The sequence below is a fragment of the Aeromonas sp. ASNIH8 genome, assembly GCF_002919855.1.
In the GTDB taxonomy this organism is placed as follows: Bacteria; Pseudomonadota; Gammaproteobacteria; order Enterobacterales; family Aeromonadaceae; genus Aeromonas; species Aeromonas caviae.
The window spans coordinates 1-25,196 of sequence record NZ_PQLN01000023.1; the positions used below are offsets into that span (position 1 = coordinate 1).

At 62.9% G+C, this 25,196-nt stretch carries 31 protein-coding genes and 1 pseudogene; 8 read left to right on the forward strand and 24 right to left on the reverse strand.

Annotated elements, in window-relative coordinates; translation table 11 throughout:
• Nucleotides 1-275: transposase (locus C3418_RS08175; RefSeq protein ID WP_146054095.1), on the forward strand; the 275-nt coding region annotated here is incomplete at its 5' end.
• A gap of 145 nt (nt 276-420) precedes the next feature.
• Here the strand turns inward: C3418_RS08175 and C3418_RS24695 are convergent.
• Both C3418_RS24695 and C3418_RS25075 read right to left on the reverse strand, forming a co-directional pair.
• Entirely contained in the window at nt 421-591 is a 171-nt protein-coding gene (locus C3418_RS24695; protein ID WP_010673970.1) for a hypothetical protein, read from the reverse strand.
• Between the two features lie 6 nt (nt 592-597).
• Nucleotides 598-777 (reverse strand): annotated as a pseudogene (locus C3418_RS25075) (hypothetical protein); the annotation flags it as partial.
• Between C3418_RS25075 and eda the strand changes: the two are divergent.
• A complete protein-coding gene (gene eda / locus C3418_RS08185; RefSeq protein WP_010673969.1) occupies nt 691-1,377 on the forward strand; it encodes a bifunctional 4-hydroxy-2-oxoglutarate aldolase/2-dehydro-3-deoxy-phosphogluconate aldolase in 687 nt (228 codons plus the stop codon). The pseudogene C3418_RS25075 and the gene eda sit on opposite strands and share 87 nt — an antisense overlap.
• 132 nt (nt 1,378-1,509) lie before the next feature.
• On the opposite strand, the gene C3418_RS08190 is transcribed toward eda, so the two are convergent.
• Entirely contained in the window at nt 1,510-1,950 is a 441-nt protein-coding gene (locus C3418_RS08190) for a GNAT family N-acetyltransferase (RefSeq protein WP_010673968.1), read from the reverse strand.
• 182 nt (nt 1,951-2,132) lie between these two features.
• Here C3418_RS08190 and C3418_RS08195 point away from each other — a divergent pair, with 182 nt between their 5' ends.
• Complete coding sequence (locus C3418_RS08195) at nt 2,133-2,633, forward strand: SRPBCC domain-containing protein (protein ID WP_010673967.1); 501 nt, start codon at nt 2,133-2,135, stop codon at nt 2,631-2,633.
• Between the two features lie 72 nt (nt 2,634-2,705).
• On the opposite strand, the gene C3418_RS08200 is transcribed toward C3418_RS08195, so the two are convergent.
• Nucleotides 2,706-3,212: a GNAT family N-acetyltransferase gene (locus C3418_RS08200; protein ID WP_010673966.1), complete on the reverse strand. Its 507-nt coding sequence runs from the start codon at nt 3,210-3,212 to the stop codon at nt 2,706-2,708.
• 152 nt (nt 3,213-3,364) lie between these two features.
• Nucleotides 3,365-4,555, reverse strand: a complete 1,191-nt coding sequence (locus C3418_RS08205) for a GNAT family N-acetyltransferase (RefSeq protein WP_010673965.1) — start codon at nt 4,553-4,555, stop codon at nt 3,365-3,367.
• Between the two features lie 261 nt (nt 4,556-4,816).
• Between C3418_RS08205 and C3418_RS08210 the strand changes: the two genes are divergently transcribed.
• Genes C3418_RS08210 through C3418_RS08220 form a run of 3 tightly spaced genes read left to right on the forward strand, consistent with a single transcriptional unit; the run spans nt 4,817 to nt 7,262 of the window.
• Nucleotides 4,817-5,635, forward strand: a complete 819-nt coding sequence (locus C3418_RS08210; protein WP_010673963.1) for a DUF3100 domain-containing protein — start codon at nt 4,817-4,819, stop codon at nt 5,633-5,635.
• Complete coding sequence (locus tag C3418_RS08215; RefSeq protein ID WP_010673962.1) at nt 5,632-6,081, forward strand: hypothetical protein; 450 nt, start codon at nt 5,632-5,634, stop codon at nt 6,079-6,081. Before C3418_RS08210 ends, C3418_RS08215 begins: the two co-directional genes overlap by 4 nt.
• Nucleotides 6,081-7,262, forward strand: coding sequence for a M20 family metallopeptidase (locus C3418_RS08220; protein ID WP_010673961.1), 1,182 nt, complete (start codon nt 6,081-6,083; stop codon nt 7,260-7,262). Before C3418_RS08215 ends, C3418_RS08220 begins: the two co-directional genes overlap by 1 nt.
• Nucleotides 7,263-7,328: 66 nt before the next feature.
• On the opposite strand, the gene C3418_RS08225 is transcribed toward C3418_RS08220, so the two are convergent.
• The 4 genes from C3418_RS08225 to C3418_RS08240 all read right to left on the reverse strand — a co-directional run bounded on the left by C3418_RS08225 (nt 7,329) and on the right by C3418_RS08240 (nt 11,371).
• A complete protein-coding gene (locus C3418_RS08225; protein ID WP_103858286.1) occupies nt 7,329-8,288 on the reverse strand; it encodes a LysR substrate-binding domain-containing protein in 960 nt (319 codons plus the stop codon).
• Nucleotides 8,288-8,926 (reverse strand): pyridoxamine 5'-phosphate oxidase, encoded by a 639-nt coding sequence (pdxH, locus tag C3418_RS08230; RefSeq protein ID WP_010673959.1) that lies wholly within the window; start codon nt 8,924-8,926, stop codon nt 8,288-8,290. Before pdxH ends, C3418_RS08225 begins: the two co-directional genes overlap by 1 nt.
• 157 nt (nt 8,927-9,083) lie before the next feature.
• The gene (locus tag C3418_RS08235; protein WP_010673958.1) at nt 9,084-9,407 is read right to left on the reverse strand and encodes a hypothetical protein; all 324 of its coding nucleotides are present in this window, start codon (nt 9,405-9,407) and stop codon (nt 9,084-9,086) included.
• The gene (locus tag C3418_RS08240; protein WP_010673957.1) at nt 9,404-11,371 is read right to left on the reverse strand and encodes a reprolysin-like metallopeptidase; all 1,968 of its coding nucleotides are present in this window, start codon (nt 11,369-11,371) and stop codon (nt 9,404-9,406) included. The genes C3418_RS08235 and C3418_RS08240 overlap by 4 nt, the downstream gene beginning before the upstream one ends.
• 211 nt (nt 11,372-11,582) lie before the next feature.
• Between C3418_RS08240 and C3418_RS08245 the strand changes: the two genes are divergently transcribed.
• Nucleotides 11,583-12,794 carry an RsmB/NOP family class I SAM-dependent RNA methyltransferase gene (locus C3418_RS08245; RefSeq protein ID WP_010673956.1) on the forward strand — a complete coding sequence of 404 codons (1,212 nt, stop codon included), beginning with the start codon at nt 11,583-11,585 and terminating at the stop codon, nt 12,792-12,794.
• Between the two features lie 67 nt (nt 12,795-12,861).
• Here the strand turns inward: C3418_RS08245 and C3418_RS08250 are convergent, their stop codons facing one another.
• Nucleotides 12,862-13,206, reverse strand: a complete 345-nt coding sequence (locus tag C3418_RS08250; RefSeq protein WP_010673955.1) for a Grx4 family monothiol glutaredoxin — start codon at nt 13,204-13,206, stop codon at nt 12,862-12,864.
• A 287-nt stretch (nt 13,207-13,493) separates the two neighbouring features.
• Here C3418_RS08250 and sodB point away from each other — a divergent pair, with 287 nt between their 5' ends.
• On the forward strand, nt 13,494-14,078 hold the full coding sequence (gene sodB / locus C3418_RS08255; RefSeq protein WP_010673954.1) for a superoxide dismutase [Fe]: 585 nt from the start codon (nt 13,494-13,496) through the stop codon (nt 14,076-14,078).
• 109 nt (nt 14,079-14,187) lie between these two features.
• Here sodB and C3418_RS08260 read toward each other — a convergent pair whose 3' ends face one another.
• From C3418_RS08260 to C3418_RS08325, 14 genes are all read right to left on the reverse strand, one after another.
• Nucleotides 14,188-15,000 (reverse strand): VacJ family lipoprotein, encoded by an 813-nt coding sequence (locus C3418_RS08260; protein ID WP_029314176.1) that lies wholly within the window; start codon nt 14,998-15,000, stop codon nt 14,188-14,190.
• Nucleotides 15,001-15,078: 78 nt separating this feature from the next.
• Nucleotides 15,079-16,341, reverse strand: a complete 1,263-nt coding sequence (gene ccmI, locus C3418_RS08265; protein WP_010673952.1) for a c-type cytochrome biogenesis protein CcmI — start codon at nt 16,339-16,341, stop codon at nt 15,079-15,081.
• On the reverse strand, nt 16,338-16,820 hold the full coding sequence (locus tag C3418_RS08270) for a cytochrome c-type biogenesis protein (protein ID WP_010673951.1): 483 nt from the start codon (nt 16,818-16,820) through the stop codon (nt 16,338-16,340). Before C3418_RS08270 ends, ccmI begins: the two co-directional genes overlap by 4 nt.
• Before the next feature lie 10 nt (nt 16,821-16,830).
• Nucleotides 16,831-17,361 (reverse strand): DsbE family thiol:disulfide interchange protein, encoded by a 531-nt coding sequence (locus tag C3418_RS08275; protein WP_010673950.1) that lies wholly within the window; start codon nt 17,359-17,361, stop codon nt 16,831-16,833.
• Nucleotides 17,358-19,313 (reverse strand): heme lyase CcmF/NrfE family subunit, encoded by a 1,956-nt coding sequence (locus C3418_RS08280; protein WP_010673949.1) that lies wholly within the window; start codon nt 19,311-19,313, stop codon nt 17,358-17,360. The genes C3418_RS08275 and C3418_RS08280 overlap by 4 nt, the downstream gene beginning before the upstream one ends.
• Nucleotides 19,314-19,392: 79 nt before the next feature.
• Nucleotides 19,393-19,884, reverse strand: coding sequence for a cytochrome c maturation protein CcmE (gene ccmE, locus C3418_RS08285; RefSeq protein WP_010673948.1), 492 nt, complete (start codon nt 19,882-19,884; stop codon nt 19,393-19,395).
• Complete coding sequence (ccmD, locus tag C3418_RS08290; protein WP_010673947.1) at nt 19,881-20,087, reverse strand: heme exporter protein CcmD; 207 nt, start codon at nt 20,085-20,087, stop codon at nt 19,881-19,883. Before ccmD ends, ccmE begins: the two co-directional genes overlap by 4 nt.
• Nucleotides 20,088-20,089: 2 nt before the next feature.
• Nucleotides 20,090-20,830 carry a heme ABC transporter permease gene (locus C3418_RS08295; protein WP_010673946.1) on the reverse strand — a complete coding sequence of 247 codons (741 nt, stop codon included), beginning with the start codon at nt 20,828-20,830 and terminating at the stop codon, nt 20,090-20,092.
• Between the two features lie 166 nt (nt 20,831-20,996).
• Nucleotides 20,997-21,665, reverse strand: a complete 669-nt coding sequence (gene ccmB / locus C3418_RS08300) for a heme exporter protein CcmB (RefSeq protein WP_010673945.1) — start codon at nt 21,663-21,665, stop codon at nt 20,997-20,999.
• 3 nt (nt 21,666-21,668) lie between these two features.
• Nucleotides 21,669-22,304, reverse strand: coding sequence for a cytochrome c biogenesis heme-transporting ATPase CcmA (ccmA, locus tag C3418_RS08305; protein WP_010673944.1), 636 nt, complete (start codon nt 22,302-22,304; stop codon nt 21,669-21,671).
• A 218-nt stretch (nt 22,305-22,522) separates the two neighbouring features.
• Nucleotides 22,523-22,909 carry a DUF2802 domain-containing protein gene (locus C3418_RS08310; protein WP_010673943.1) on the reverse strand — a complete coding sequence of 129 codons (387 nt, stop codon included), beginning with the start codon at nt 22,907-22,909 and terminating at the stop codon, nt 22,523-22,525.
• A gap of 71 nt (nt 22,910-22,980) precedes the next feature.
• The gene (locus C3418_RS08315) at nt 22,981-23,469 is read right to left on the reverse strand and encodes a chemotaxis protein CheW (RefSeq protein WP_010673942.1); all 489 of its coding nucleotides are present in this window, start codon (nt 23,467-23,469) and stop codon (nt 22,981-22,983) included.
• 69 nt (nt 23,470-23,538) lie between these two features.
• A complete protein-coding gene (locus C3418_RS08320) occupies nt 23,539-24,405 on the reverse strand; it encodes a chemotaxis protein CheW (protein ID WP_010673941.1) in 867 nt (288 codons plus the stop codon).
• Complete coding sequence (locus C3418_RS08325; protein ID WP_010673940.1) at nt 24,402-25,196, reverse strand: ParA family protein; 795 nt, start codon at nt 25,194-25,196, stop codon at nt 24,402-24,404. The genes C3418_RS08320 and C3418_RS08325 overlap by 4 nt, the downstream gene beginning before the upstream one ends.

The window sequence follows — 25,196 nt, forward strand, 5'->3', positions numbered from 1 at the left end:
ATGTGGACTGGCTGATCGCCGAGCGCCCCGGCAAGGTAAGAACCTTGAAACAGCATCCACGCAAGAACAAAACGGCCATCAACATCGAATACATGAAAGCCAGCATCCGGGCCAAGGTGGAGCACCCGTTTCGCATCATCAAGCGACAGTTCGGCTTCGTGAAAGCCAGATACAAGGGGTTGCTGAAAAACGATAACCAACTGGCGATGTTATTCACGCTGGCCAACCTGTTTCGGGCGGACCAAATGATACGTCAGTGGGAGAGATCTCACTAAAAACTGGGAATAACGCCTTAAATGGCGAAGAAACGGTCTAAATAGGCTGATTCAAGGCATTTACGGGAGAAAAGATCGGCTCAAACTGAAAAAATGAAATGACTGAGTCAGCCGAGAAGAATTTCCCCGCTTATTCGCACCTTCCCTAGCCGTTGGCAGTGGAAGGCTGGGTCAGATGAACGACGGGATTTTCGGAGAAGAGGTAGCGGTCATCCTCCATTTCGTCATCGAAGATGGTGGCCTGGAAGAGCATCTGCTTGGTGTTCTCCAGGTGCTGCCACATGGCCAGCTTGGCCGCCTGCGGATCCTTGCGCATCAGGGCCTTGAGGATCTGGTCGTGATCGTCGCACCAGCTGGAGATAGCCTTGTCGTCGATATGCTCGTGGAGCTTGCGCCAGTAGGGGTTGCGCTCGCAATGCAGCCAGGGAGCCAGGGCTTCGGGGTGGGCGAGATCGTCGTCAAGCGCGGCTCTGAGCCTTGCCTGGTGGTCACGGCAACGCAGCGGATCGAAATCGCCGCCCTGCGGTTGTCCGCCGAACAGGTGATCGACACCACGGCGGCGGGCGACTCCTTCAGCGCCGGTTATCTCGCCGCACGCCTGCAAGGGGCCTACGTCACCGACGCCGCCGCCAAGGCCATCCGCCAGATGCGCGCGGCCTACCCGGATCTGCTGATCGGGGCCGGCACCGTGCTCAACCGCGAGCAGGTGGATGCGGCCGTTGCGGCGGGCGCCGACTTCATCGTCAGCCCCGGCTTCAACCCGACCACGGTGCAGTACTGTCTGGACAAGGACGTCACCATCATCCCCGGGGTCAACAACCCCAGCCTGGTGGAGCAAGCCATGGAGATGGGGCTGCGCCACCTCAAGTTCTTCCCGGCCGAGCAGTCTGGCGGCATCGCCATGCTCAAGGCCCTGGGCGCCGTCTATCCGGTGCGCTTCATGCCCACCGGCGGCGTGACGCCGGCCAATCTGAAGGAGTATCTGGGGCTGAATGCCGTGATCGCCTGCGGCGGCACCTGGATGGTGCCGGCCAAGCTCATCGACGAGGGCAGGTGGGAAGAGCTGGCCGCCCTGGTAAGAGAGGCCGTGGCGGCCCTGTGATCATCGGTTGAGCGAGGGAAGGTCTGCCCTCCCCGGATGTGTTGAAGAGCCACTTCCCGCGAAGTGGCTTTTTTATGCCCTGCAAGGGCTGGAGATCAATGTGCGGTGCGGTTGCCGCAGTCTGCCAGCGGCTTATTCCCCTGCGTCATCGGGCGTCAGCACCAGCCTGCGCCAGGGCCCCGTGATGTCGCAATGACCCGTCTCTTCGGTGTTCTCCCAGCCCAGGCGATGATAGAAAGCCATCGCCGTGGTGTTGCGCATGGCCACCTTGAGGGAGGCCGGGGAGGGGTATCCGGCCAAGCCGGCGGCAAGCAAGGCCCGCCCCATGCCCTGCCCATGCCAGTCCGCCACCACGTAGAGATGATGCACGAAGCTCTCGGCCCCCCAGATGGAGACGAATCCGCACGGGCTGCCCCCTTTCTCCGCCACCCAGACCTCCTCGCCCCGGGTCTGCTCGGCAAAATCCTCGAGCCGGAACAGGGCGGGATCAACCCAGTGGAAGGCCTGGCGCCTTCCCTTGAGGAAGAGCTGCGCCAGCATGGGCTCGTCAGCTTCCGTCATCATTCTGATCATGACACCATCCTTGCGTTGCGTGCTTGTCGCTTCCCACTCTCGATGGATCCCGCCGTGCTGTCAAATCGGCAATGTGGACCCTTTTGAATACGTAACCGTGTGACACAGGGCTGCCTATTTTATCGCCTCAGGGGCTATACTGCCAAGGTCCCGTCCATGACTGGTTTGAGGTTCACTGATTTATGGATAACAAGCAAATTGAAGGCAGTATTCTGGTACCCGCCCACATTGACGATGTCTGGCGGGCCTGGACCACGGAGAGCGGGCTGCGCAGTTTTCTGGCGCCGGAGTGCCTCATGGTCCCGGAACCCAACGGGCCGTTCGAGATCTATTTCAGACCCGATGCTCCCCTCGGCGAGCGTGGCAGCGAAGGGTGCCGGGTGATGGCGGTCATGCCCCATGATCTGCTCAGCTTCAGCTGGAATTTCCCTCCCCAGTTTCCCCACATTCGTCAGCAGAAGACCCAGGTCAGCCTGCGCTTCGTGCCGGAGGGCCAGGGCACCCGGCTCCACTTCCTGCAGACCGGCTGGGCGCAGGATCCGGACTGGGACCAGGGTTATGCCTACTTCCGGGAGGAGTGGCTGGAACTGAGTCTGCCAAGGCTTCAGTACCGTTTCACCCACGGCCCCATCGACTGGAACAACCCGCCGGGCAAGCAGCAGCTGAAATCCCTGGCCCAGTGACGTCCGTTCAAGCGATGGGCATGGCATGAAAAAGGACCCGCTCAGGGTCCTTTTTCATGGATGGGCAGGCGGTCACTCCACCGGCTCTTCATCGAACAGGGGGTGATAGAGCACCTCGCCCCTTACCCCGTCGAGCCCGCCGGGTTGCAACTCCATCGCCATGAAACACTCCGTCGGCACCTCGTAGATGCAGTGCAGGCCGAAGTCGCTGGCAGGCCGAAAGCCGAAACGGGCGTAGTAGGCGGGATCCCCGAGCACCACCACCGCCTTCCAGTCCATCTCCAGTGCCGTGTCCAGCCCTTCCCGCACCAGATCCGAGCCAATGCCCTGCCCCTGCCAGTCGGGATGCACGGCCACGGGTGCCAGTCCCAGCCAGGGCCCTTCCTGTCCCTCAATGGTGATCGGGCTCAGCATCAGGTGCCCCATGAACTCGTACTCTTCCTCCTCGACCATGGTGACCACGGCGGCCCCACATTCTCGCAGGCGGTTGACCAGTTCGGCCTCGTCGGGACGACCAAAGGCGGCACTCACCAGCTCATAGACTGGCAGCATGTCGCCGGGACGCTCGGTTCTCAACATACAGCGTTACTCCTCGTACAGCAGGGCGGCCATTATTCCACAGAAGTGGTGCGCCTCTTCACTGCCTTTGTCTGAAAATGGGAGGACGGACTCAGGAAAACGCCTGACAGACCCCGCACCAGGCTTCGCGATGACCGCCCTTGCGCAAGCCATCAGCGTCCGTCGTCAGGCTGTCGCAATCGCCGCAGATAGGCGAGGCCCAGATCCCCGCACTCCTTGAGGAGGGCGCCACCACCATGGGCCTGCACCCCGGGTGCCTCTGGCGCCAGCATGGCCAAGGGATAGCGCTGCACCTTCAGCCCGCTGAGTGTCTGCTCGCCCTCTGTCGCCTCCCCCACCATGAAGAGCGCCACCCCCTCACCGTGCAGTATGGCCACGACCACCTCCTCGTCATCCAGCCAGGGGGCCAGCACCTCTTTGCGTGCATCCGTCAGGCGCGCCGGGCGATCCAGCCGCCAGTGATCGAGCACGAGGGCGCCATCGGCCGGATCTGGCCGACGCCCGTCATGGTGCATGCCAGTCTTTTCCATCACCCGGCCTGAGGCGAGGTTGCCCGGCATGTGGCGGGCGGTGAGGGCAGGCAGGTGCCACTGCTCGAAGGCAAACGCCCTGACCAGGCTCGCGGCCCGGGTGGCCAGCCCCCTGTTCTGCCAGGGCACGCCGACCCACCATGCCAGCTCCCCGTGCCAGTGCAGGGAGAGGGTGCCGACCAGGGGAGCGGGCTCGTCTCCACGCCCCTGGGGCAGAGTCAGGGCCCAGGTGCATCCCAGCCCGAGAGCAGCCTTGCGCCCGCTCAGGGCAAGCCAGTCCCGCGCCGCCTCCGGCGAATAGGGGTGGGGGATGTTGAGGGTATAGCGGGCGAGCGCCGCATCCGAACAATAACGCAGGATGGCGCTCTCATCGCCGGGCAGCAGGGGGCGCAGCACCAGCGCGTCCTGCCCGCCAGGCTCGCGCAGCACCGGGGTCATCAGGCGGCGGGCAAGCAGGCGTTGCAGGGCAACCCCAAGGTCGTCATCGGCACCGAGGCGGTGATCCGCCCCCGCGGGCCCCAGGGTGAGCAGGCCGCTCTCTCTGGCCAGGGTCAGCAGGGAGCCGGAGGCAGCGATCAGGATCTGCCGGTCCGGCTGTGTCGCCATCAGCGGGGAGGCGGCCTCCCCCAGCCAGGCGGCAAGCAGGTCGCGGGCACGGAGAATGCCATCTGGCGGGCTGACCGACCAGGGTGCCATCTCCCTCGCCTCCCCTTTGCCAAGCAGCAGCCACCAGCGGTTTCCCCGGTGCTGCCAGGCCTGCAACGCCGCTTGCCAGGAGGGGCGCCAGAGCGCACCCTCGATATACAGATCCATTCCTTCCCCCACATCCGCCCCCCGGATCAGGCACCGGGTGCCCGGGCGGCACCACACTCCTGCCTGAGGCAGCATAAGCAGCTACCAATGAGTTGTTAAACCATATGTTTATCATGGTTAAACGGCATACCCCATGAAAAAATGCCATATGGCTGACTTGATGGCGGTCACATTCCTTCCCCTCCTCGCTTCCTATCATGCCCCCATCATGGCGCGACCAAAGACGCCCATGAAGGACAACGGATAACAAGAGAACACACTATGCAGCCAACCAGCCCACTCAAAACGGTAGTAGTCAGTACCCTGGCGACCGCCCTGCTGATCTTCGTGGCCCAATCCCTCATCGGGAAGCAGGAGATCAGACTCGGCATCGCCATCATCCCCATCCTGCCCATGCTCTTTGCCGTCATCATCGGCATGATCGTCTCCGCCAAGCCCGTCAAGGATCGCATTCCCGGCTGGAAGAGACTCTTCACCGAGCGAGAAGAGGGCTTCTGCGGCAAGATGGTGGGTTTCAGCCTGCTGATCCTCGGGACCCAGTATGCGGGGATGATCATCCCCAACCTCAAGATGATCCTGAGCGTCGGCGTACCGCTCTTCCTGCAGGAAATAGGCAACCTCCTGCCCATCCTCATCGCCATTCCGCTGGCGGTGAAGTTCGGCTTTGGCCGCCGCGCCATCGGGGCCTGCTCCTCCATCAGCCGTGAACCCTCGGTCGCGGTGATCCAGGGCAAGTTCGGCACCGGCTCCCAGGAGTACATCGGCGTGCTCGCCATCTACCTGTGCGGCTCCGTCATCGGCACCCTCTGGTTCAGCGTGCTCGGCAGCATCGCCCCCCTCACCGGACTGCATCCTCTGGCCCTGGCCGCCGGTTCCGGCGTGGGATCCGGCTCCATGCTGAGCGCCGCCTCCGGTGCCCTCATCAACGGCCTCGACGAGGCGATGGCCCAGCAGGTGCTCAGCATCGCCGCCGCCTCGAACCTGCTCTCGTCGGCCCTGGGAGCGCTCTCCCTCACCTATCTGGGTCTGCCGCTCGCTGAAAAAATCTATGCCCTGACAGCCAAAGGAGAGAAAGCATGAAAAGCATCGTGATGGATATGCGCTTCGTCTTCCTGGCGATCCTGCTGGCCATGTTCACCCAGACCCTGACCTCGGGCCTGCCGCTGTGGCAGATGGGGGACAGCTTCATCGCCATGTCCCTGGTGGTGTTTGCCTCCCTGGTGACCAAGCGCTACCTGCCCTCCTCCCTGCCGGCCTTTGCCTATGCCACCATCATCGGCATTCTCATCTGCCTGCCCGAGACCCCGGTGCGCGGCCTCTTCATCGATGCCGTGGCCAAGATCTCCTTCCTCTCCTGCTGCGTGCCGCTCCTAGCCTTCGCCGGCCTCTCGGTGGGCGGTCAGCTGGAGGAGCTCAAGAAGATGTCGTGGAAGGTGATCCTCATCTTCATGATCGTCTCCACCTGCTGCTTCTTTGGCGCCTCCCTGGTTGCCCAGCTCGGTTTCTCCATTCAAGGGATCATCTGATGAACCACTACCATATCGAACCTGACCTGTTGGCTCTGCGCGACTTCAGCTACGAAGTGCGCCACCACCTGCACCGCATCCCGGAATACTCCGGGGCCGAGTTCAAGACCTCTGCCTACTGCCGTGGGTTGATGGAAGAGTTCGGCTACAGGATCACCCTGTATCCCGGTTTCACCGGTTTTCACGGGGATCTGGCGGTCGACCCCACCCTGCCCACCATTGCCTTTCGTGCCGACATGGATGGCCTGGAGATGCACGACATGAGCGAGGTGACGTTCAAATCCACCCATGAGGGGATGGCCCACAACTGCGGCCACGACTCCCACATGGCGATCGCTCTGACCGCCGCCAGGTTTCTGGCCGCCAACCGCGATCGCCTGCGGTACAACGTCCGCTTCATCTTCCAGATGGCGGAAGAGGACATGCGCGTCCCCGGGGCCGAAAAGATGGTGGAGCTTGGCTGCATGAACGGGGTGGACGAGGTCTATGCCCTGCACAACGACGGCGCCATGGAGACGGGCACCATCAAGTTCAACCAGGGGGTCATGTCCTCCTGGGGGTCAGCCTGGACGCTCGATGTGCACGGCATCTCCGCCCACGGCTCCACCCCCCACAAGGGGCTGGATGCCATCCGGGAGGCGGTGCGGATCATCGAGGACATGGACTACATCGTCGCCAAGCGCACCAGCCCGTTCAGCCCGGCGGTCTTTGGTTGCGGCATGATCAACGGCGGCACCATTCCCAACGCCATCGCCGATCATGTGCAGGCCCGTGGCACCATCCGCGCCATGGATGCCGAAACCGACCAGATCCTGAAAAACAGCTTCAGGGACATCATCGCCCAGAGCGAGCTGCGCGGCTTCAAGACCACCATGGTCCATGCCGGCTACCCGGCGGTGGAGAACCACCCCCAGGCCTGCGAGCGCCTGCAACAAGCCGCCTCGGATGTGTTGTCCAGCGACGGGATCAACGCAAAGGGCCAGCCCATGACCGGCAGCGAGGACTTCAGCTACATGATCAACGCCACGCCAAGCCGCATGGGGGCCATGTTCTTCCTCGGCAGCGGCAATCAGGCCAAGGGGATCTGCAACTACCTGCACGCGAACCCCTATTACCTGGACGACGACTGCCTGCTGATCGGTGCCCAGATCTTCGTCAATCTGGCGACCCGAGCCGCCTGAGGGGTCAGTACAAGGGGATAGCAATGCAAAGAGAGGCCAACGGCCTCTCTTTTTTATGTCTCGGCGTCAGAGCCAGGGCAGAGTCGCAGACGGAGCGGGCGTTCCCTGGTTGAGCAGCGCCAGCTGCACCGTCTCCCGGCTCACATGGGGGGCATAGAGGTGGATGAAGTCGTACATGTAGTCCCGCAGGTGGGCGTGCCTGCGCAGGCACACATGGGCCACGCTCGAGGCGATCAGATGATCGATGTTGAGGCAGACCAGGCTCTCCCTGTCCCCTTCGTCGAACGCCGAGGTGGCGATCACCCCGACTCCCATCCCCAGGCGCACATAGTGCTTGATGATGTCGCTGTCGGTGGCTGTCAGCACGATGCGGGGGCTGAGACCATGGCGACCGAACGCCTTGTCCATCTTGGAGCGGCCGGTGAAACCGAACACATAGGTGATGGGGGGATACCGGGCCAGATCCGCCATGGCCAGCGGCTGGCAGTCCAGCAGCGGATGGCCGTGGGGCACCACCACGCTGCGCCCCCAGCGATAGCAGGGCACGGTCGCCAGCTCGTCGAACAGGTGCATGGACTCGGTGGCGATGGCCATCTCCACATCCCCGTTTTGCGCCATCTGCGCCAGTTGGGCAGGGGCTCCCTGATGCAGCTGGATGCTCACCTCGGGGTAGCGGCGGGAGAATTCGGTGATGACCGCCGGCAGCTTGTAGCGGGCCATGGTGTGGGTGGTGGCGATGCGCAGCACCCCGCTGGTGGCCAGCTGATCCCCGAGGGAAAGCTGGCCAATTTGCTCCACCTGGGCCACCACTCCCCTGGCCAGCTCCATCACCTGCTCCCCCATGGGGGTCAGGCCCGCCAGGTTCTTGCCCTTGCGGGTAAACAGCGCCAGCCCCAGCTCCTCTTCCAGCATCTTCATCTGCTTGCTAAGGGTCGGCTGGGAGGTATAGAGCTTCTCCGCCGTCGCCGAGATGTTGAAGTTGTTCTTCACTATCTCGGTGAAATTCTTGAGCCGGGCGATGTTCATCAGGGCGCCAGGCGCTCGATGTGCCAGCCGTCCCCCTCGCGGGTGTAATAGAAGCGATCGTGCAGACGATGCTCCCCGCCCTGCCAGAACTCGACGGTGTCGATGCGCACCCGGAAACCACCCCAGAAGCTCGGCAGCGGCACTTCGCCATTGGCAAACTTCTGCTTGAGTTCGAGGAACTTGGCCTCCAGCACGCCACGGGCCGAGATGCGGGTCGACTGTTTGGAGACCCAGGCGGCGATCTGGCTGTCCTTGGGACGGCTGTGGAAATACTTCATCACCTCGAAGGTGCTCATCTTCTCCACCCGACCGGTCACGTGTACCTGTCTGTCCAGGGTGTGCCAGGGGAAGAGCAGGCTGATGCGGGGGTTGCCCTCCAGCTGATGCGCCTTGCGGCTGCCCATGTTGGTGTAGAACACCATGCCTTCGGCATCGTAGTGCTTGAGCAGCACGGTGCGCTGCCAGGGCTGGCCATCGGCATCCACGGTGCCCACCACCATGGCGGTGGGATCGGTCAGTTTGGCCTCGCACGCCTGGGCCAGCCACTTCTCGAACAGGGCGAGGGGCTCGGCCGGCAGATCGGCCCGGTGCAGTCCACCCCTGGTGTATTCGCGACGCAGATCAGCCACATCCATCATCTTGATTTTCCTTCTCTCTTTCTCTGCCGCCCGTGCGGCGATCGGTGCAGGCATTGTGCGACGAGCGCGCCATGGGTACAAGCCTCGGGGCGGCCAAATGGCGGAGCAAAAAAAGAGGGAGGCTCATGCCTCCCTCTTTATGCCGATGACCGTCAGCCTACTGCTTGCCGTCAACCGGCGGGCAATGGGCCAGCATGCGCCGGTTGTAGTCCGCCGCATAGGCGCTCAGCCTGGCGTGGGCCTCCTTCTGATCCGGCTTGATGACATCCCCGAATCCGTCGAGATAGCGCACGCCGCAGCGCGCCTTGGCCGCCGCCTGCTGATCCGCCGCGATCCCGGGTGCCACCTCGCCGCGCCCGGCCCGCACGATCAGCCGATAATCCTGCCTGGCGAGGCTGGCGCTGACCGCCTGCTCCAGGGTGTCAGCATCGGCCTGACAACCGCCGAGCAGGGTGAGCAGCAGCACCCCGGCCAGTCTCATGCCCGCCTCCGCTGCCAGCCCAGCAACGCCAGGGCCAGGGTCCAGAAGCCGAGGGCACCGCCGCCACCGCTTCCCCCCTCTTCACCGCGCTGGGTGACCGAGAGCTTGAGGGGACTGATGGCGAAGAAGATGTTGTCGCTGCACGCCACCTTCAAGCGGGCAGTGCCATCCTTGCCCGCCGGGATGGTGACGCTCGCCGAGCCCGAGTTGGGTTTGCCGCTGGCAAGGGGAGTCCAGTTTGCCCCCTCGTCCCGGGTCATGAAGAGATCCACCTTGCTGCAGTTGATGGGGGCGGCATTGGTGCCGGCCACTTCCCAACTGATGGTCTGCATCTTGCCCGCCCCCAGGGGGGTCACCACCGGGCTGGTCAGGGCGAAGGCCTTGCCGGTGTTGACCACCTGGATCTTCATGTCATCGCTGGCGACACCGCCCTTGCCGTCCCGCGCCGTGAGGCGGAAGTTCAGGTCCCGGTTGGTGGCAGGCCAGGCCTCCCCTATCGCCAGGGTGTTGGTGAGCAGGGAGGTGAGACTCGGCAGGGTGCGCTCCGGCACGCTGGTCGGCGCCACGAAACGGAACAGCGGGCGGCTGCCGTCGTCCACCATGGTGGCCGGGCTGCTCGACTCCGTCCCCAGATCGATCTGCTCCCAGGTGTAATTCAGCGGATCGCTGTCAAGATCGGCCCCCGCCCCCTTGAGCACGAAGGGGGTGTTGGCAGGGATGACGTAGTCATTGCCTGCCGCCACCTGGGGCGCATTGTTGACCAGCGCCAACGGGGTGCCGCAATTTGGCTCCGTGGCCATGTGGGCCCGCATCTGCTCGATGGACTTGCTGTGGAAATAGGGCTCGCTGTGGGGCTGCAGATCTTCGTCTCCGCAGATCCCCGCATAGGCCATGATGGAGCTGCCGCTGCCCGGCTCCCAGGCTTGGCTTGCCTCCCGGTTGCCGCCGCCACAACTGCCTGTGGTGCCGTTGAAGGTGTGGTCTGCCCCGAACTGGTGACCAATCTCGTGGGCCACGTAGTCGATGAAGAAGGCATCCCCCACCGGCTCGGAGGAGCCCGTCATCCCCGCCGATTTGTCAGGGGTGCAGAGTACGCCCAGTCCCGCCAGGCCGCCGCCACCGGTGTTGACCACATGGCCGATGTCGAAGGCCCCCAGACCCTTGGTCAGGGCATCGGCCTGCACCTGCATGTTGGCATCGACATCGCCGTCATCATTGTTGAAGGGATCGTTCGCCACGTCGGTGAAGATGATGGTGTCGTTGCCGCTGGCCAGCTGGAATTCGGCCGCCACGTCACGCTGGTAGACCTCGTTGACCCGGTTGAGCAGGGTGGTGATGGCGCCAAGACCCGCCTCCACGGTACCGCCGTGATACTGGGTGTACTCCCCCGCCGCCGAGATGGCGATGACATAACGCTTGCGCTCGTTGCCATCCACCAGCACCTGGCGGGCCAGCTTTTTGGCCTCGCCCCCAATCACCTTGTCCGCCTCTTCTTCCAGCCGGCTGTGGGCATCCTGCTGGTAATAGACGGCATAGCCTTCCCCGTTGCGAAGGGGATCGACGAACACCATCTTCCCTTCATGGCTGAACATGGCGTGGAATCCCTGGGGACCGAGATCGAAGCGCCCGGTCTCGCCCGGCGCCGCTTCGTTGTACCCCTTGAAGGCCAGGATATCGGGATATTTGGCGGCCAGATCCGCCGGCAGCAGATCATAGGGTTGCAGGCTGAAGGTCACCTCCTTGCCATCCGGCAGGGGCAGAGTCAGGCGGCGCTCGCCCCCCTTCAGGGCAGCCAGGTAATCGGTGGAGACGGTGACGATACGATACTGGCTGGCCCTCACCTCGTACCCATCGGCGGCGGTGGCCCGCGCCGTGACCGTATGCCACTCGCCGGCCATCAGATTGCCGGACGTCATCAGACCCGCCACCAGCACCGCCAGCGGAGAATATTTCATCAACTGCATCTTTTTAATTCCTTTTTAAACGGATTCACCTGAACTGCCACGGCATCATTTGCCCGCTGGTCCGATTAGTCCAGCAACATCCTCTGTACATTCCCCGAATGGGGAAGGTTGCACCAATGCAGACTAGCCCCTATCATGGCGCGGATTTGTCCGTTCCAGAACCCCTCTTCGACGGGGCCGGTTCACTCTTTCTTTGGCCAAGGTTAATCTCATGCTCAAGTCCCCACTGTTGCCCCGTTTCGGGGATCTGGTCGTTGCCATCGTTGACGATGTGCTGGGTCAGGGTCTTACCCTCGACCGCGCCTATGCACGTCACTTCTCCGGCATCGAACTCAAACCGCAAGAACAGGCAAGGATTGCCCTGGTCACCGGCGATCTGCTGCGCCGCCTCAGCCTCTACTGCTTCCTCACCGGCATCCAGGTCCGTCAGGCGGAGAAGAATGTCTGGCCGCTGCTTCACAGCTGGCACGCCTTCCACAAGATAGATCAGCCCAACCACCCGACCCTGGATCGCTTCAACGAGGAGGCGTTCCGCCGCCGCCTGACCGAAGCCAAGAAGAACCCGGTGCTGATGGACGGTTGCCCTGCCTGGCTGGAAAAACTCGGCAGCGAGCAACTGGGCGACGCCTGGCCGGCCGAGCGTGCCGCCCTGGCCTGGATGCCCAAGCGTTACCTGCGGGTCAACACCCTCAAGTGCACCCGGGACGAGCTGCAAGCCATGCTGGCCAAAGAGCATGTCACCACAGTGCCCGTCGACGGAGTGGAGACCGCCCTGCAAGTGACCTCGGACGCCGCCCTGTTCCGTACCCAGGCCTTTGCCGACGGCTGCTTCGAGCAGCAGGATGCCGGCTCCCAGCTGGTGGCCGCGGCCCTCGACGTCAAGCCCGGCATGCGGGTCATCGACGCCTGTGCCGGTGCCGGCGGCAAGACCCTGCACCTGGCCGCCATGATGCAGGGCAAGGGCCGTCTGCTGGCCATGGACGTGGAAGAGTGGAAACTGGAGAACCTCAAGCAGCGCGCCCGCCGCGCCGGTGCCCACAACGTGGAGACCCGGGTCATCACCAGCAGCAAGACCGTCAAGCGCCTTAAAGAAAGCGCCGATCGCGTGCTGCTGGACGTCCCCTGCTCCGGCCTTGGCGTGCTCAAGCGCAACCCTGATGCCAAGTGGCGCGACACCGCCGAGCGCCTGCCGGTGCTGGTCGCCCTGCAAGAGGAGATCCTGCAGCGCTACAGCCAGATGGTGAAGGTGGGCGGCCTGCTGGTCTACGCCACCTGCTCCATCCTGCCCGAGGAGAACCGCCAGCAGGTGGACAAGTTCCTCGCCGCCAACGAGCACTTCCGCCTGATCGGCGATCACAACGTCAGCCCGGCCGAGACCGGCTTCGACGGCTTCTACATGGCGCGCCTCGAACGCATCGCCTGATGTCTGTCGTGGGCACAAAGAAAAGGGGAGCCAGTGGCTCCCCTTTTTGCATGGTATGGATGCGGCCTTATTCGGCGGCAGCGTCATCCTGCTTGTGCTTGGCGGCAGTTTCCTTGATCAGGGTCTGCAGCTCGCCGGCTTGGAACATCTCGATCATGATGTCGCAACCACCGACCAGCTCGCCCTCGACCCACAGTTGCGGGAAGGTGGGCCAGTTGGCGAATTTCGGCAGCTCGGCGCGGATGTCCGGGTTCTGCAGGATGTCGACATAGGCGAAAGGCTCGCCGCAGGACATCAGGGCCTGGGAGGCCTGGGCAGAGAAACCGCAGCTAGGCAGCTTGGGGGATCCCTTCATGTAGAGGATGATGGGATTCTCAGCCAACTGCTGTTTGATCTTTTCAATAGTTTCCATAAATGCCTCACTGGAGCGATTTCGGCGGCCATTCTACTGCAATCCGGGCAGACCACAAACTGGCAAACCGTTGCGAATGAAAGAAGTCATGCATCAATACGCCGCAGCTTGATCCGGATCATGGCAAGAATCAAGGGTTGTTCGCCCATCTTTGATACTGCTACAATCGACGGGCTTTGGGCCGTCTGGCCCCCTCATTTCAAGAACAATTCTTTTCAAGATAGAAAAGAGTACGCAATGTCTTGCAACCGTCGCCTTCGCACGGACCAGCCAATGGAGAGTAGAAAATGGCTTTCGAACTTCCCGCTCTGCCCTATGCAATCAATGCTCTGGAACCGCACATCTCCCAGGAAACCCTGGAATACCACCATGGCAAGCACCACAACACCTACGTGGTCAACCTGAACAACCTGGTGCCGGGTACCGAGTTTGAAGGCAAGTCTCTGGAAGAGATCATCAAGACCTCCACTGGTGGCGTCTTCAACAACGCTGCCCAGATCTGGAACCACACCTTCTACTGGCACTGCCTCTCCCCGAACGGCGGTGGCGAACCCACTGGCGCCCTGGCCGATGCCATCACCAAGGCATTCGGCTCCTTCGCCGAGTTCAAGGATGCGTTCACCAAGTCTGCCATCGGCAACTTCGGCTCTAGCTGGACCTGGTTGGTGAAAAAGGCTGACGGCTCCCTGGCCATCGTCAACACCTCCAACGCCGGTTGCCCGCTGACCGAAGCCGGTACCACCCCGCTGCTGACCGTCGACCTGTGGGAACACGCCTACTACATCGATTTCCGCAACCTGCGTCCGAAGTACATGGAAACCTTCTGGGCCCTGGTCAACTGGGAATTCGTGGCCAAGAACCTGGCTGCCTGATAAGCCTTTCTTGCCAAAACGCCCCGCACTTGCGGGGCGTTTTTTATGGTCGAACACCTGCCATCGACAACAAAGGCGCCCGCAGGCGCCTTGTGGAAGATGACCGTGCTTACTGGTCTATCTCGTCCATGTAATCGTCGAGGTTGCCATCATCCGCCGCCTCTGGCTTCTGCTCCTGGAGCTCGGGTTTGCGGCCCGTCACCTTGCCATCGTTGTACTGCAAGTAGAAGTCCTTGGTCAGGGCGTAAGGATCCAGCGCGTTGTCGATGATGCGCTCCTGATCGATCAGCTTGGAGCGGGTACCGAGGCCATCCAGCGCCCAGTGCACCACCTTCAGCGGGAAGGTCAGGAGGGCATAGGGGAAGTAGATGGTATCGATGGTATCCCCCACCAGTTGCCGGGTGGTGGTGGGACCGTAGACCGGCACCATCAGATAGGCGCCATCCCCGATGTCGGCCTTGCCGAGCACGGTGTCCATCTCCAGTGTGTTGCGAGCCAGGCCCGCATGCTTGGCCACGTCGAACAGACCGAGCAGGCCCACAGTGGTGTTGAGGGTGAAGCGGCCCAGGTTGGTACCGGCCCCTTTCAGATCACCCACCAGCAGGTGGTTTACCATGCTGCTCGGCTCGTCGAAGTTGTCCACGAAATTCTCGATGCTGTCCCTCACTCCTTGCGGGACATAGCGGGCATAGCCGTGTACCACGGGGCGCGCCACATAGGGCTCCAGCACGTCATAGTTGACGGCCCACATGGCACGGTTGGGCCCCTGGAAGGGGTCGCGAGGATCGCTGGCCGTGCTGGATGCCCCGGGGCGGCTCGGGGTCTCGCCGAGATCCAGGCTCTCCGGGCCCGGCTTGGGAGGGCCGCCCGCACAGCCCGCGAGCAGCAATGCCACCGCCAATGCTCCTGAACGCAGATACATATGAAAGTCCTAAGATTTTTCTGGGTATTGATATGAATTATACAGGGGGCCCACCCCAAGGGGTGGGCCAAAAGCGTATTAGAGGGCGTGATCGATGCGGATGTCAATCGGCGCTGTGGGGATGGTGCTGGTCGGCACGGTGGCCGAAACCCCTTCAAAGGCGCCTTCCTTGTTCATGACGTTGCCGCCCCGGGAGAGGCGCGCCTTGAACTGCAGCTCGGCATGGGCCGCCAGCTTGCTCCCCTCCATCATGGCATCCCCGTCCCCCAGGGAGAGGGTGAGCGGGAGATGCGGGCCAGCAATGCGCTTGACCGCGATGGGCATGGGCGGACCGTTGGGGATCACCGCAAAGACGAACAGATGGGCATCTTCCGGCATCTTGATGCCCGGCGCCAGGGTGATGTGCAGGGGGAACTCCCCCTCTTTCACCGCCAGCACCTCGGCTTGTGCCTGGCCTTCGGCAGACGGGGTAGTCACGGCGATGCCACGCTGGACAAGCTGCTGCCTGGCGTACTCCATGGAGCGCTCCACCATGGTGTAGCGGGCCGAGCCCGGCTCCAGCAGCGGCAACATCCCCTGCCAGCGGTCGAGGGCGGTCTGGAAATCCTCTTTTTGCAGGGCCATGAAGGCGTGGACGGAGCGAGCCTCGATGTTGGCCGGGTCCTCGGTAATGACCGCCTGCAACAATTGATCCGCACGGGCTTCCTCCCCCGTCATCATCAGGGCCTGGGCATAGGGCACCGCTACCATGGCCTTCTGGGGCGCGAGAGCGTAGGCACGCTCCAGCGCCTCGCGGGCCATCTCGGGATCATTGCCATCCAGGGTCAGGCGCCCCAGCAGCAGCCAGCCACGGTAGTCGTTCGGTTCTTCTTTCAGCCGGGTTCGCAGGGCCAGGGTGAAGTCCAGCAGATCCTGCTCGGTCACCCGGGTGTCGCGCTCCACCAGGATGCGATTGCTGAGCTCCCCCAACCGGCTGCTGGCATCCTGCCAGCGGCTCACCTCCTGCCAGGCGCCGAGCTTGGCGTAGAGGCCGATGCTCACCACCGCCAGCACCAGCACACCGGGGATCCAGATCAGGCTCTTGCCGCCACGGGCGGTCTGCTCCACGTCGGGAATGTCGTCCAGGAGGCTGCGCTGCAGCTCCACCAGGGATTCCGGCTCCTCCGCCAGTATCCCCTGCTCCCGCTCTTCCCCTATCTCCAGCAGGCGCTGGCGATAGAGCTGCTTGTTGAGGGCCGAGCGACTGATGCTCTGCCGGCCCTCGCCACGCCACAGCGGCACGATCAGCGCCAGGCTCGCCAGCACCAGCAGGGCCGCACCCAGTATCCAGAATGGGGTCATGGTTTATCTTCCTCTTTGAGCAGGGCGGACAGCCTGGCCTGCTCTTCTGCACTCAGGGTGCCTTCAGGCTGTTGCAAGGGAGCAGGGGCATGGCGGCGGCTTCGCACCACCACGGTGACGACGCCAATCACGATGACCAGCAAGGGGCCAAGCCAGAGGATCAGGGTCGAGGCCATCAGGGGGGGATCATAGAGAATGAAGTTGCCGTAGCGGGCCACCATGTAGTCCACCACTTCCTGCTTCTCCTTGCCCTCGCGCACCATCTGGTAGGTCTTGTCCCGCAGATCCTTGGCGAGCCCGGCGTTGGAATCCGCGATGTCCTGGTTTTGGCACTTGGGGCAGCGCAGCTCCTTAGTCAGCTCGCGAAAGGTCTGCTCTTGGGCGTCGCTCTCGAAGGTGTAGACGTCGATGGCGGCGCGGGCCTGTCCGGCGCAGACGAGACCGGCCAGCAGCAACAGGGATGCAATCAGTGTTTTCATCGGGGAGGCCTCACTTCATGGCATCGAAGATGGGTTTGAGAGTCGACGCCCAGACGTCTGGGTTGATGTCCCCCACGTGGCGATAGCGGATGATGCCCTGGCTGTCGATGAAGAAGGTCTCCGGCGCGCCATAGACACCGAGATCCAGCCCCAGCATGCCGTCCGGATCATAGAGGTTGATCTGGTAGGGATTGCCAAGCTCCGCCAGCCACTTGATGGCCTTGTCACGCTCATCCTTGTAGTTCATGCCGACGATGTAGATCCCCTGCCCCGCCAGCTCCTTGAGGTAGGTGTGTTCCCCGTAACAGGTCGGGCACCAGGTGGCCCAGACGTTGAGCAGCATGGGGCGCCCCTTGAGGATGCTCCTGTCGTGCTGCTTGCCCAGGTCATAGATGTCCTGCAGGGTGAACACGGGCACCTCCTTGTCCACCATCACGGATTCGAGCTTGGTGGGATCGGAGTAGAGCCCCTTGAACAGAAACACGGCCCCCATCAGGAAGATGATGAAGGGCAGCAGATAGAGCCAGGTCTTCTTGCTCATGCCTTGGCCTCCTCGTCACGACGTCCGAAGCGGTAGCGCTTGTCCAGCATGGCCAGCACGCCACCGAGGGCCATGAAGACGCCGCCGAACCAGATCCAGCGCACGAAGGGCTTGTAGTAGATCCGCACCGCCCAGGCGCCGTTGTCGAGCTGTTCGCCGAGCGCCGCATAGAGATCCCGGGTAACCCCCGCATCGATAGCCGCCTCGGTCATCGGCATGCGGCTCACGGTGTACATCCGCTTCTCGGGCTTGAGCAGGGCTACCTGCTTGCCATCCCGGTGCACTTCCAGCACGCCCTTGAAACCGTCGTAGTTGGGGCCGTTCTTCTCCTTGATGCCGGTGAAGACGAACTCGTAATCGGCGAACTGGACACGATCGCCGGCCTGCATCCGCAGGTCCTTCTCGATGCTGTAGTTCTGGGTGCAGGCGATGCCGATGATGCTGACCGCGAGCCCCACGTGCCCCAGGATCATGGCCCAGTGGCTGTTGCCAAGCTTGCGCACGCCGGTGGCAAAACCGTGTTTGTGGGTGGCCCGCGCCCAGGTCTCCTGCACGCTGGTGACGATGATCCAGACGCCAAGCCCGATACCGAGCGCAGCCCAGGGTTTGAACGCTTCGGCAAAGAGTTTGGGCAACAGCAGAGCCGCGGCCAGGCTCAGCACCAGGGCGAGCATCACCTTGCCCTTGAGCTCACCGAGCTCCTGGCGGCGCCAGCGGAACAGGGGGCCCACCCCCAGCAGCAGGGCGAAGGGGATGATGAGCCAGCTGTAGATGTGGTTGAAGAAGGGGGTGCCGATGGAGATGCTGCCAAGCCCCAGCTCCTTGTGCACCAGGGGCAGCAGGGTGCCGAGCAGCACGGTGAGCAGGCCCGCCACCAGCAGGATGTTGTTGCCAAGGAGCAGGGTCTCGCGGCTCCACAGCTCGTGCTTGCCGTGGCTCTTCACCTGGGAGCCCTTGAAGGCGAACAGCAATAGGGAGCTGCCTATCACCGCCAGCAGGAAGCCCAGGATGAACAGACCCCGGGTCGGGTCCGAGGCAAACGCATGGACCGACACCAGCACGCCGGAACGCACCAGGAAGGTGCCGAGCAGGCTCAGGGAGAAGGCCGAGAGCGCCAGCAGCACGGTCCAGGCCTTGAAGGTGGCGCGCTTCTCGCTCACCGCGAGGGAGTGGAGCAGGGCCGTGCCCGCCAGCCAGGGCATGAAGGAGGCGTTTTCCACCGGGTCCCAGAACCACCAGCCGCCCCAGCCGAGTTCGTAATAGGCCCACCAGGAGCCGAGCACGATGCCCAGCGTCAGGAAGACCCAGGCCGCCATGGTCCAGGGACGGGACCAGCGCGCCCAGGTGGCGTCCAGACGCCCCGTCATCAGGGAGGCGATGGCGAAGGCGAAGGCCACCGAGAAGCCCACGTAGCCCATGTAGAGCATGGGGGGGTGGAAGATGAGACCGGGATCCTGCAGCAGCGGATTGAGATCCCGCCCGTCCACCGGGAAATACGGCAGGGTGCGGGTGAAAGGATCCGAGGTGAACAGCACGAAGGCGGTGAAGCCCACCGAGATAAGGCCGAGCACCCCGAGTACCCGCGCCACTGCATCGAGCGGCAGGCGACGGCTGAAGAGGGCCACCGCCGCCGTCCAGCCCCCCAGGGTCAGCACCCAGAGCAGCAGCGAGCCTTCATGGGCTCCCCACACCGCCGAGATGCGGTATTGCAGGGGCAGCAGGCTGTTGGAGTTGGTGGCCACGTACTGCACGGTGAAGTCGTTGTCGATAAAGGCCCAGGTGAGGCAGAGAAACGACAGCAGCAGCAGCAGGAACTGGCTGTAGGCGAGCGGGCGGGCCGCCGACATCATGCCAAGACGACCGAGATGGGCCCCGATCAGCGGGTAACTGCCCAGCAGCAGGGCGGTGGCGAAGGCCAGGATCAGTGAGAACTGCCCTAATTCCGGGATCATTGACTATTCCCTCTCGATTGCACGGAGAAACCTGCCGATTTGGCGGCATAAAGAAGTGAATACTTGGCGCATACCGGCATCATTGCTTGGCTCCCTGCAACTGCGCCTCTGTGTATTCGGGCTTGAAGTGCATGCCGTTGGTGGCGTCGGCCACTTCCGGCGGCATGTAGTTCTCGTCGTGCTTGGCCAGCACCTCGAAGGCGGCGACCGTGGTGGCATCCTTGAGGGTGCCCTGAGCGACAATGCCCTGCCCCTCGCGGAACAGGTCCGGCAGAATGCCGTCAAACTCCACCGTCACCAAATGGCCGCCGTTGTCCACCAGCTTGAAGGCTACCTTGAGGCTCTGGGGATCCCGCACCACAGACCCCGGCACTACCAGGCCACCGATGCGCAGGCGCTGCCCCTCCTCGGGCTTGATCTTCTCCGGCCCCTTCCCTTCCACCAGCTCGCTCGGGGTGTAGAAGAGGTCGATGTTCTGGCTCAGGGCATAGAGCACCAGGCCAGTCACGCTGGCAAGGCCCAGGCTGATGGCCAGGATGATGGTGAGGCGTTTCTTGCGGCGCGGGTTCATAGGGTGTTCTCCATCTGCTGGGCCGCCTTGCGGCGTGCCTCCCGAGCCTGCTTGTTGCGCAGTTCGCCAAGCAGGCTGCGGGTCTTCAACCGGGTGGAAATGACGATGCCGACCAGGCAGAGCCCGGTCAGACCGAAGGAGAGCCAGACGTAGAAGGCATAGCCTCCCATGGCCATGAAATCACTGAACGAGGCAAAGTGCATGCTTACTTCTCCTGCCTGGCGATGTCGGCGACCCAGGGGCGGTGCCACTCCCGCATCAGCAGCTCATTGCGAAAACGCATCAGGGTCAGGGCACCGAGAAACGCGGCGAACGCCAGGATCATGATGAGCAGCGGCCACAGCATCTCGGGGGAGATGGAGGGTTTGTCAAACTTGGTGATGGTGGCCCCCTGGTGCAGGGTGTTCCACCACTCCACCGAGTAGTGGATGATGGGCAGGTTGATCACCCCGACCAGCGCCAGGATGCCGGCGGCGCGGCCCGCCACCACCTTGTCGCTGAAGGCGTTGTAGAGGGCGATGACACCCAGATAGAGGAACAGCAGGATGAGCTCGGAGGTGAGCCGGGCATCCCACACCCACCAGGTGCCCCACATGGGTTTGCCCCAGGCGGCGCCGGTAAAGAGGGCAATGAAGGTGAAGACGGCCCCCACCGGGGCGATGGCCGCCACCGTCATGTCTGCCATGCGCAGTTGCCACACCAGGCCAATGAAGGCGGCCACCGCCATGGTGGAGTAGGCGCCCATGGAAAGGATGGCGGAGGGCACATGGATATAGATGATCCTGAAAGAGTCGCCCTGCTGGTAATCGGCGGGAGCGAAAGCCAGCCCCCAGACGGTGCCGATGATGAAGGCGAGCAGGCTTGTCACGGCAAACCAGGGCAGCAGGGTGCCGGCCAGCCCATAGGCGCGCTCGGGTTTGGCATAAGGGTGCAACCATTTCCACATAGCTCACGAAACCTTTCAGTTATTAATTTTTAAGTGGCGAGGGCTACCATACCCATGGGGGAAAAACATCATATCCCCCGAAAGCAATAAGCAGCCATCCCCTTGATCTATCTCAACTATCTCGCCCCTGACAAGGCTTCAAACGAAAATCTTTTCGCCAAATCAATCAGTTGACACTCACCCGCAGCGCCGCCGAGATGGCCAGGGGCGTCAGGGTCAATGCCCCCACCAGCATGGCCCCCAGGATGGCGAGCTGACCGGCATAGGGCAGTCCCATGCTGGCCGCGTCGATGGCGGACGTGGCGAAGATAAGCACCGGAATATAGAGCGGCAGCAGCAGCAGGCTGAGCAGCACGCCCCCCTTGCGCAGCCCTGCGGTCAGCGCTACTCCGACCGCCCCGAGCAGGCTCAGCACCGGTGTACCGAGCGCCAGGGTGGCCACCACGGCCAGATAGGTCTTCAGCTCCAGGGAGAGCAGGATGGCGAGCAAGGGGGAGACCAGCAACAGCGGCAGACCGGTCAGCAACCAGTGAGCGATCACTTTGGCCAGGGCCAGCAACCCCAGGGGATGTGGCATCAGCATCATCTGCTCCAGGGCGCCGTCACTGAAGTCGTCACGAAACAGCCGCTCCAGGGAGAGCATGGCTGCCAGCAGGGCCGCCACCCAGATAATGCCGGGAGCGATGCGGGCCAGCAACTGGGGCTCGGGCCCGATCCCTAACGGAAACAGGGTGATGACGATGAGGAAGAACCAGAGCGGGTTGAAGATGTCGGCGCGCTGGCGCAGGGCCATCAGCAACTCGCGGTGAATAAGGTGTATGACGGCGCGCAGCATGGGCTACTCCTGCAACAGCGAGGTCAGAGAGAGGGTCTTGAGCCGTCCCTGCATCAGGGTCAGATCCTGGTGGGTCGTAAGGACCACCATGCCCCCCCTGTCCGCGTGGGCGAGGAACAACTGCTCCAGCACCCTGACCCCCTGCTTGTCGATGGCGGTGAAGGGCTCGTCCAGGATCCAGAGCGCCGGTCGCTCGCTCAGCCAGAGCCTGGCCAGCGCCACCCGTCGCTGCTGCCCGGCGGAGAGCTGCCCCGCGGGATAGTCTTCGAAACCGGCGAGGCCGACCTGGGCCAGCACCCGCCAGAGATCCACGCCGTCCCCTACAGGACCATGGAGCTTCTGGTAGAAGGAGAGATTCTCAAGGGGGGTCAGGGTCGCCTTGACGCCGGGCTGATGGCCCAGGTAAAGCAGGCTGGCGTGGTATTCATCCCGGCAATGGCGGATATTCTCCCCATTCCAGCACACCTCGCCAGCAAAGGGCTGGGAGAGGCCGGTGAGCAGGCGCAACAGGCTGGTCTTACCCACCCCGTTGGGACCCTCAATCTGCATCAAATCCCCGGCACGCACCGCGAAGGAGAGATGTTCAAACAGGGTGCGATCTTCACGCACGCAGCTCAGATTGTTCGCTTGAAGCAGCATGGGGATGTAATCGTTGAAAATGAGGCGGCCTGCATCTTAACACAGGATCCGGAGGCGTCTTTTCAAAGATGCCAATAATCAACAGGATTTGTGGGGAAGATCGCGCCCCCACCAAAGAGATTGATGCCAAAGGATTATCACCGTCCCGGCATCGAAAAAGAGGTGGCCACGGATCGAACAGAAAGCGGGGAGGCACCGGCCTCCCCGCGACACATCCGTCAGCTGCGTCCCTTTCGCAGGGAAATAAGCAGCTCCGCTTCCGCCTGGGGCAACTCGCACTCGCTCATCACCTCGTCCAGATCGGCACCAAGCTCCACCATCTTGGCGGCGCGGCTGTAGAGGCGGCGCTCCGGATCCTGCAACGTCAGCTCCTGCTGGCTGTCGTGGATCTTCTGCATGGCCCCTTCTGCGGCTTGCAGACGCTGACCCATGCCGATGGCGCCCGTGTGCAACTCCATCATCTGCTTGCGCAGACTCTCGAGCTGCCCCTGCAGCGCTTCCACCCTGGCCTCGGACTCTCGCTGGCGACGACGGTGCCCCAGGATCCCGTAAAGGGCCAGCACCAGTGCGAGCAAGGACAACCCCAAGGCTGCAAATTCAATCATCAAACCATCACCTTACCGTCACAGGGAGGCGGACAGGTGCCATCGCCCCCGTCCGCACGTTCCCGTCCCTGTTACAGGGAACCAATGTCTTCCCACTCTTCGTCGGAGAGCAGCTTGTTGAGATCCACCAGGATCAGCAGTTGGCCGTCACGGTTGCTGACGCCCTGGATGAACTTGGCGCTCTCCTCGGTGCCCACCGCCGGGGCGGCATCGATCTCGGAGGAGCGCAGATAGACCACCTCGGCCACGCTGTCCACCATGATGCCGATCACCTGCTTCTCCGCCTCGATGATGACGATGCGGGAGTTCTCGCTCACGTCCCCGGCCGGCAGGCCGAAACGGGAGCGGGTATCGATGACGGTCACCACGTTGCCACGCAGGTTGATGATACCCAGCACGTAGTCAGGTGCACCCGGGACCGGAGCGATCTCGGTGTAGCGCAACACTTCCTGAACCTGCATCACGTTGATGCCATAGGTCTCGTTTTCCAACTGGAAGGTCACCCACTGCAGCACTTCGTCTTCGGCCAGATTCTGTGCAATATTGCGCTTCTCTGTCATCTTCTTGATCCTTGTATGAACCCGTCAACGGGTAAAATTAGCAATAAAACCATGGCGATGCCGATGTTGTCAGCGGCCTTCGATGTTCACGCCCCGGCCAAGCAGCAGCAAGAGCTCCCTGACGTGCAGCAGGGCACACATCTTCTCCTTGACCATGCCGGCCAGCCAGGGGCGCTTGCCCTCCTGATGGCGCCACTTCACCTGGTCCCTGTGCAGCAGTTCTGTGCCCTTCAACTGGTGACAGGCCAATCCCCAGGGTGATTCTCCCAGCATAATCAGATATTTGTAATCGTCCATCTCCAGATGCTGGCCCGGCATGACCCACTGGGCCGTGTCCACCACATTCATCTTCTGCTCGCGGGAGGTCATGATCCCCTTGTACCAGCCCGGCTGGCCGAAGAGAGACGTCACCTCCCCCAGTTGATGGATGCCCCCCAACTCGGTCAGAGGCACCGCAAACGTCACCCCGGCCACGTCGAAGAAGAGCGCCTGAAACTCGTTGCCGGTATCCAGGTTCTCCCAGGTCGACGGTGCGGGCGCCGCTTCGAGGGCGGGCGCGGGTTCCGCCACCGCGAGGGCGACGGGCTCGACCTCCTCCACTACGGCTTCCACCACCGGCTCTGCCAGGGCGACCAGAGGCTCACTGTCAACCACCTCTGCCTCGAGCTGGAATGGTTCGACATGCACCTCTTCGTGGCTCAGGGCATCCATCTCGAACTGGACCTGTCCCACCTGGGCAAGCAGCTCGCTCAGCTGGGCCAGTCGGGTATCGGCTTCAAGATAGGGGGTGGCAGCCACCTCCGGCACGGCGACGGTCTGACGTTGCAACGCAGGGGCCGGTGCTTCGTCTTCGGGATCTTCCCGCAGCAGGGCATCGTCCAGCAGCAGGGAGTGGAAATAGTCGTCCATGGCCCGAACCTGGGTGGTCTCTCTCACGGCATCACCTCCTGGGTCCGTTGACGCTCCAGCGCGTCGAGATGGTTGAGCAGGGTCTCATAGGCATAGGTGCCCCGGCTGCCCGGTGCATAGATGGAGGGAGGAATGTGCACCAGACTGGCATCCCTGAATTTGGTGTCGATGGGAATGACCGCATTCCACACCGCCTCCCCATACTGCTCCTTGATGGACTGCAATGTCATCAGGGAGGCGCGGGTACGCTTGTCAAACATGGTCGGAATGATGGTGTAGCGGAACTTCTCCCGCTTGGAGCGCTGCATGATCTCGAAGGTCTTCATCATCCGCTCCAGCCCCTTGAGGGCCAGGAATTCGGTCTGTACCGGCACCAGGATGCGATCGCAGGCCGCCAGCGCGTTCACCATCATGACCCCCAGCACCGGCGGGCAGTCGATGAGCACGTAGTCGAACTGATCCTGCACCCGCAGCAGAGCGCGCTTGAGCACCAGCCCCATCCCTTCCCGGTTGCCCATCACCCGATCCAGCGTGGCCAGGGTAATCGAGGCGGGCAGCAGGCTGATGTTCTCGAATCGGGTCTTGAGGGTCATCCGGTTGACCAGCTCGGCGCTGGGTTTGGCCGCCTGGAACAACTCGTACAGGGTGCCTTCCAGCCTGTCCGAGTCGAAATCGAGATAGGAGGTCAGGGAGGCGTGGGGGTCGGTGTCGATCAGCAGTACCCGCTGGCCACGCTGGGCCAGAATGCCCGCCAGGGAGACGACCGTGGTGGTTTTACCGACTCCACCTTTCTGATTGGCAACCGTCCAAACAATCAC

Bases quoted from the DNA above. Each gene is read 5' to 3' on its own strand.
- C3418_RS24695 (WP_010673970.1), bottom strand. From the start codon at position 591: ATGCGCAAGGATCCGCAGGCGGCCAAGCTGGCCATGTGGCAGCACCTG.
- eda (WP_010673969.1), top strand. From the start codon at position 691: ATGCAGCCAGGGAGCCAGGGCTTCGGGGTGGGCGAGATCGTCGTCAAG.
- C3418_RS08190 (WP_010673968.1), bottom strand. From the start codon at position 1,950: ATGATCAGAATGATGACGGAAGCTGACGAGCCCATGCTGGCGCAGCTC.
- C3418_RS08195 (WP_010673967.1), top strand. From the start codon at position 2,133: ATGGATAACAAGCAAATTGAAGGCAGTATTCTGGTACCCGCCCACATT.
- C3418_RS08200 (WP_010673966.1), bottom strand. From the start codon at position 3,212: ATGTTGAGAACCGAGCGTCCCGGCGACATGCTGCCAGTCTATGAGCTG.
- C3418_RS08205 (WP_010673965.1), bottom strand. From the start codon at position 4,555: ATGGATCTGTATATCGAGGGTGCGCTCTGGCGCCCCTCCTGGCAAGCG.
- C3418_RS08210 (WP_010673963.1), top strand. From the start codon at position 4,817: ATGCAGCCAACCAGCCCACTCAAAACGGTAGTAGTCAGTACCCTGGCG.
- C3418_RS08215 (WP_010673962.1), top strand. From the start codon at position 5,632: ATGAAAAGCATCGTGATGGATATGCGCTTCGTCTTCCTGGCGATCCTG.
- C3418_RS08220 (WP_010673961.1), top strand. From the start codon at position 6,081: ATGAACCACTACCATATCGAACCTGACCTGTTGGCTCTGCGCGACTTC.
- C3418_RS08225 (WP_103858286.1), bottom strand. From the start codon at position 8,288: ATGAACATCGCCCGGCTCAAGAATTTCACCGAGATAGTGAAGAACAAC.
- pdxH (WP_010673959.1), bottom strand. From the start codon at position 8,926: ATGATGGATGTGGCTGATCTGCGTCGCGAATACACCAGGGGTGGACTG.
- C3418_RS08235 (WP_010673958.1), bottom strand. From the start codon at position 9,407: ATGAGACTGGCCGGGGTGCTGCTGCTCACCCTGCTCGGCGGTTGTCAG.
- C3418_RS08240 (WP_010673957.1), bottom strand. From the start codon at position 11,371: ATGCAGTTGATGAAATATTCTCCGCTGGCGGTGCTGGTGGCGGGTCTG.
- C3418_RS08245 (WP_010673956.1), top strand. From the start codon at position 11,583: ATGCTCAAGTCCCCACTGTTGCCCCGTTTCGGGGATCTGGTCGTTGCC.
- C3418_RS08250 (WP_010673955.1), bottom strand. From the start codon at position 13,206: ATGGAAACTATTGAAAAGATCAAACAGCAGTTGGCTGAGAATCCCATC.
- sodB (WP_010673954.1), top strand. From the start codon at position 13,494: ATGGCTTTCGAACTTCCCGCTCTGCCCTATGCAATCAATGCTCTGGAA.
- C3418_RS08260 (WP_029314176.1), bottom strand. From the start codon at position 15,000: ATGTATCTGCGTTCAGGAGCATTGGCGGTGGCATTGCTGCTCGCGGGC.
- ccmI (WP_010673952.1), bottom strand. From the start codon at position 16,341: ATGACCCCATTCTGGATACTGGGTGCGGCCCTGCTGGTGCTGGCGAGC.
- C3418_RS08270 (WP_010673951.1), bottom strand. From the start codon at position 16,820: ATGAAAACACTGATTGCATCCCTGTTGCTGCTGGCCGGTCTCGTCTGC.
- C3418_RS08275 (WP_010673950.1), bottom strand. From the start codon at position 17,361: ATGAGCAAGAAGACCTGGCTCTATCTGCTGCCCTTCATCATCTTCCTG.
- C3418_RS08280 (WP_010673949.1), bottom strand. From the start codon at position 19,313: ATGATCCCGGAATTAGGGCAGTTCTCACTGATCCTGGCCTTCGCCACC.
- ccmE (WP_010673948.1), bottom strand. From the start codon at position 19,884: ATGAACCCGCGCCGCAAGAAACGCCTCACCATCATCCTGGCCATCAGC.
- ccmD (WP_010673947.1), bottom strand. From the start codon at position 20,087: ATGCACTTTGCCTCGTTCAGTGATTTCATGGCCATGGGAGGCTATGCC.
- C3418_RS08295 (WP_010673946.1), bottom strand. From the start codon at position 20,830: ATGTGGAAATGGTTGCACCCTTATGCCAAACCCGAGCGCGCCTATGGG.
- ccmB (WP_010673945.1), bottom strand. From the start codon at position 21,665: ATGCTGCGCGCCGTCATACACCTTATTCACCGCGAGTTGCTGATGGCC.
- ccmA (WP_010673944.1), bottom strand. From the start codon at position 22,304: ATGCTGCTTCAAGCGAACAATCTGAGCTGCGTGCGTGAAGATCGCACC.
- C3418_RS08310 (WP_010673943.1), bottom strand. From the start codon at position 22,909: ATGATTGAATTTGCAGCCTTGGGGTTGTCCTTGCTCGCACTGGTGCTG.
- C3418_RS08315 (WP_010673942.1), bottom strand. From the start codon at position 23,469: ATGACAGAGAAGCGCAATATTGCACAGAATCTGGCCGAAGACGAAGTG.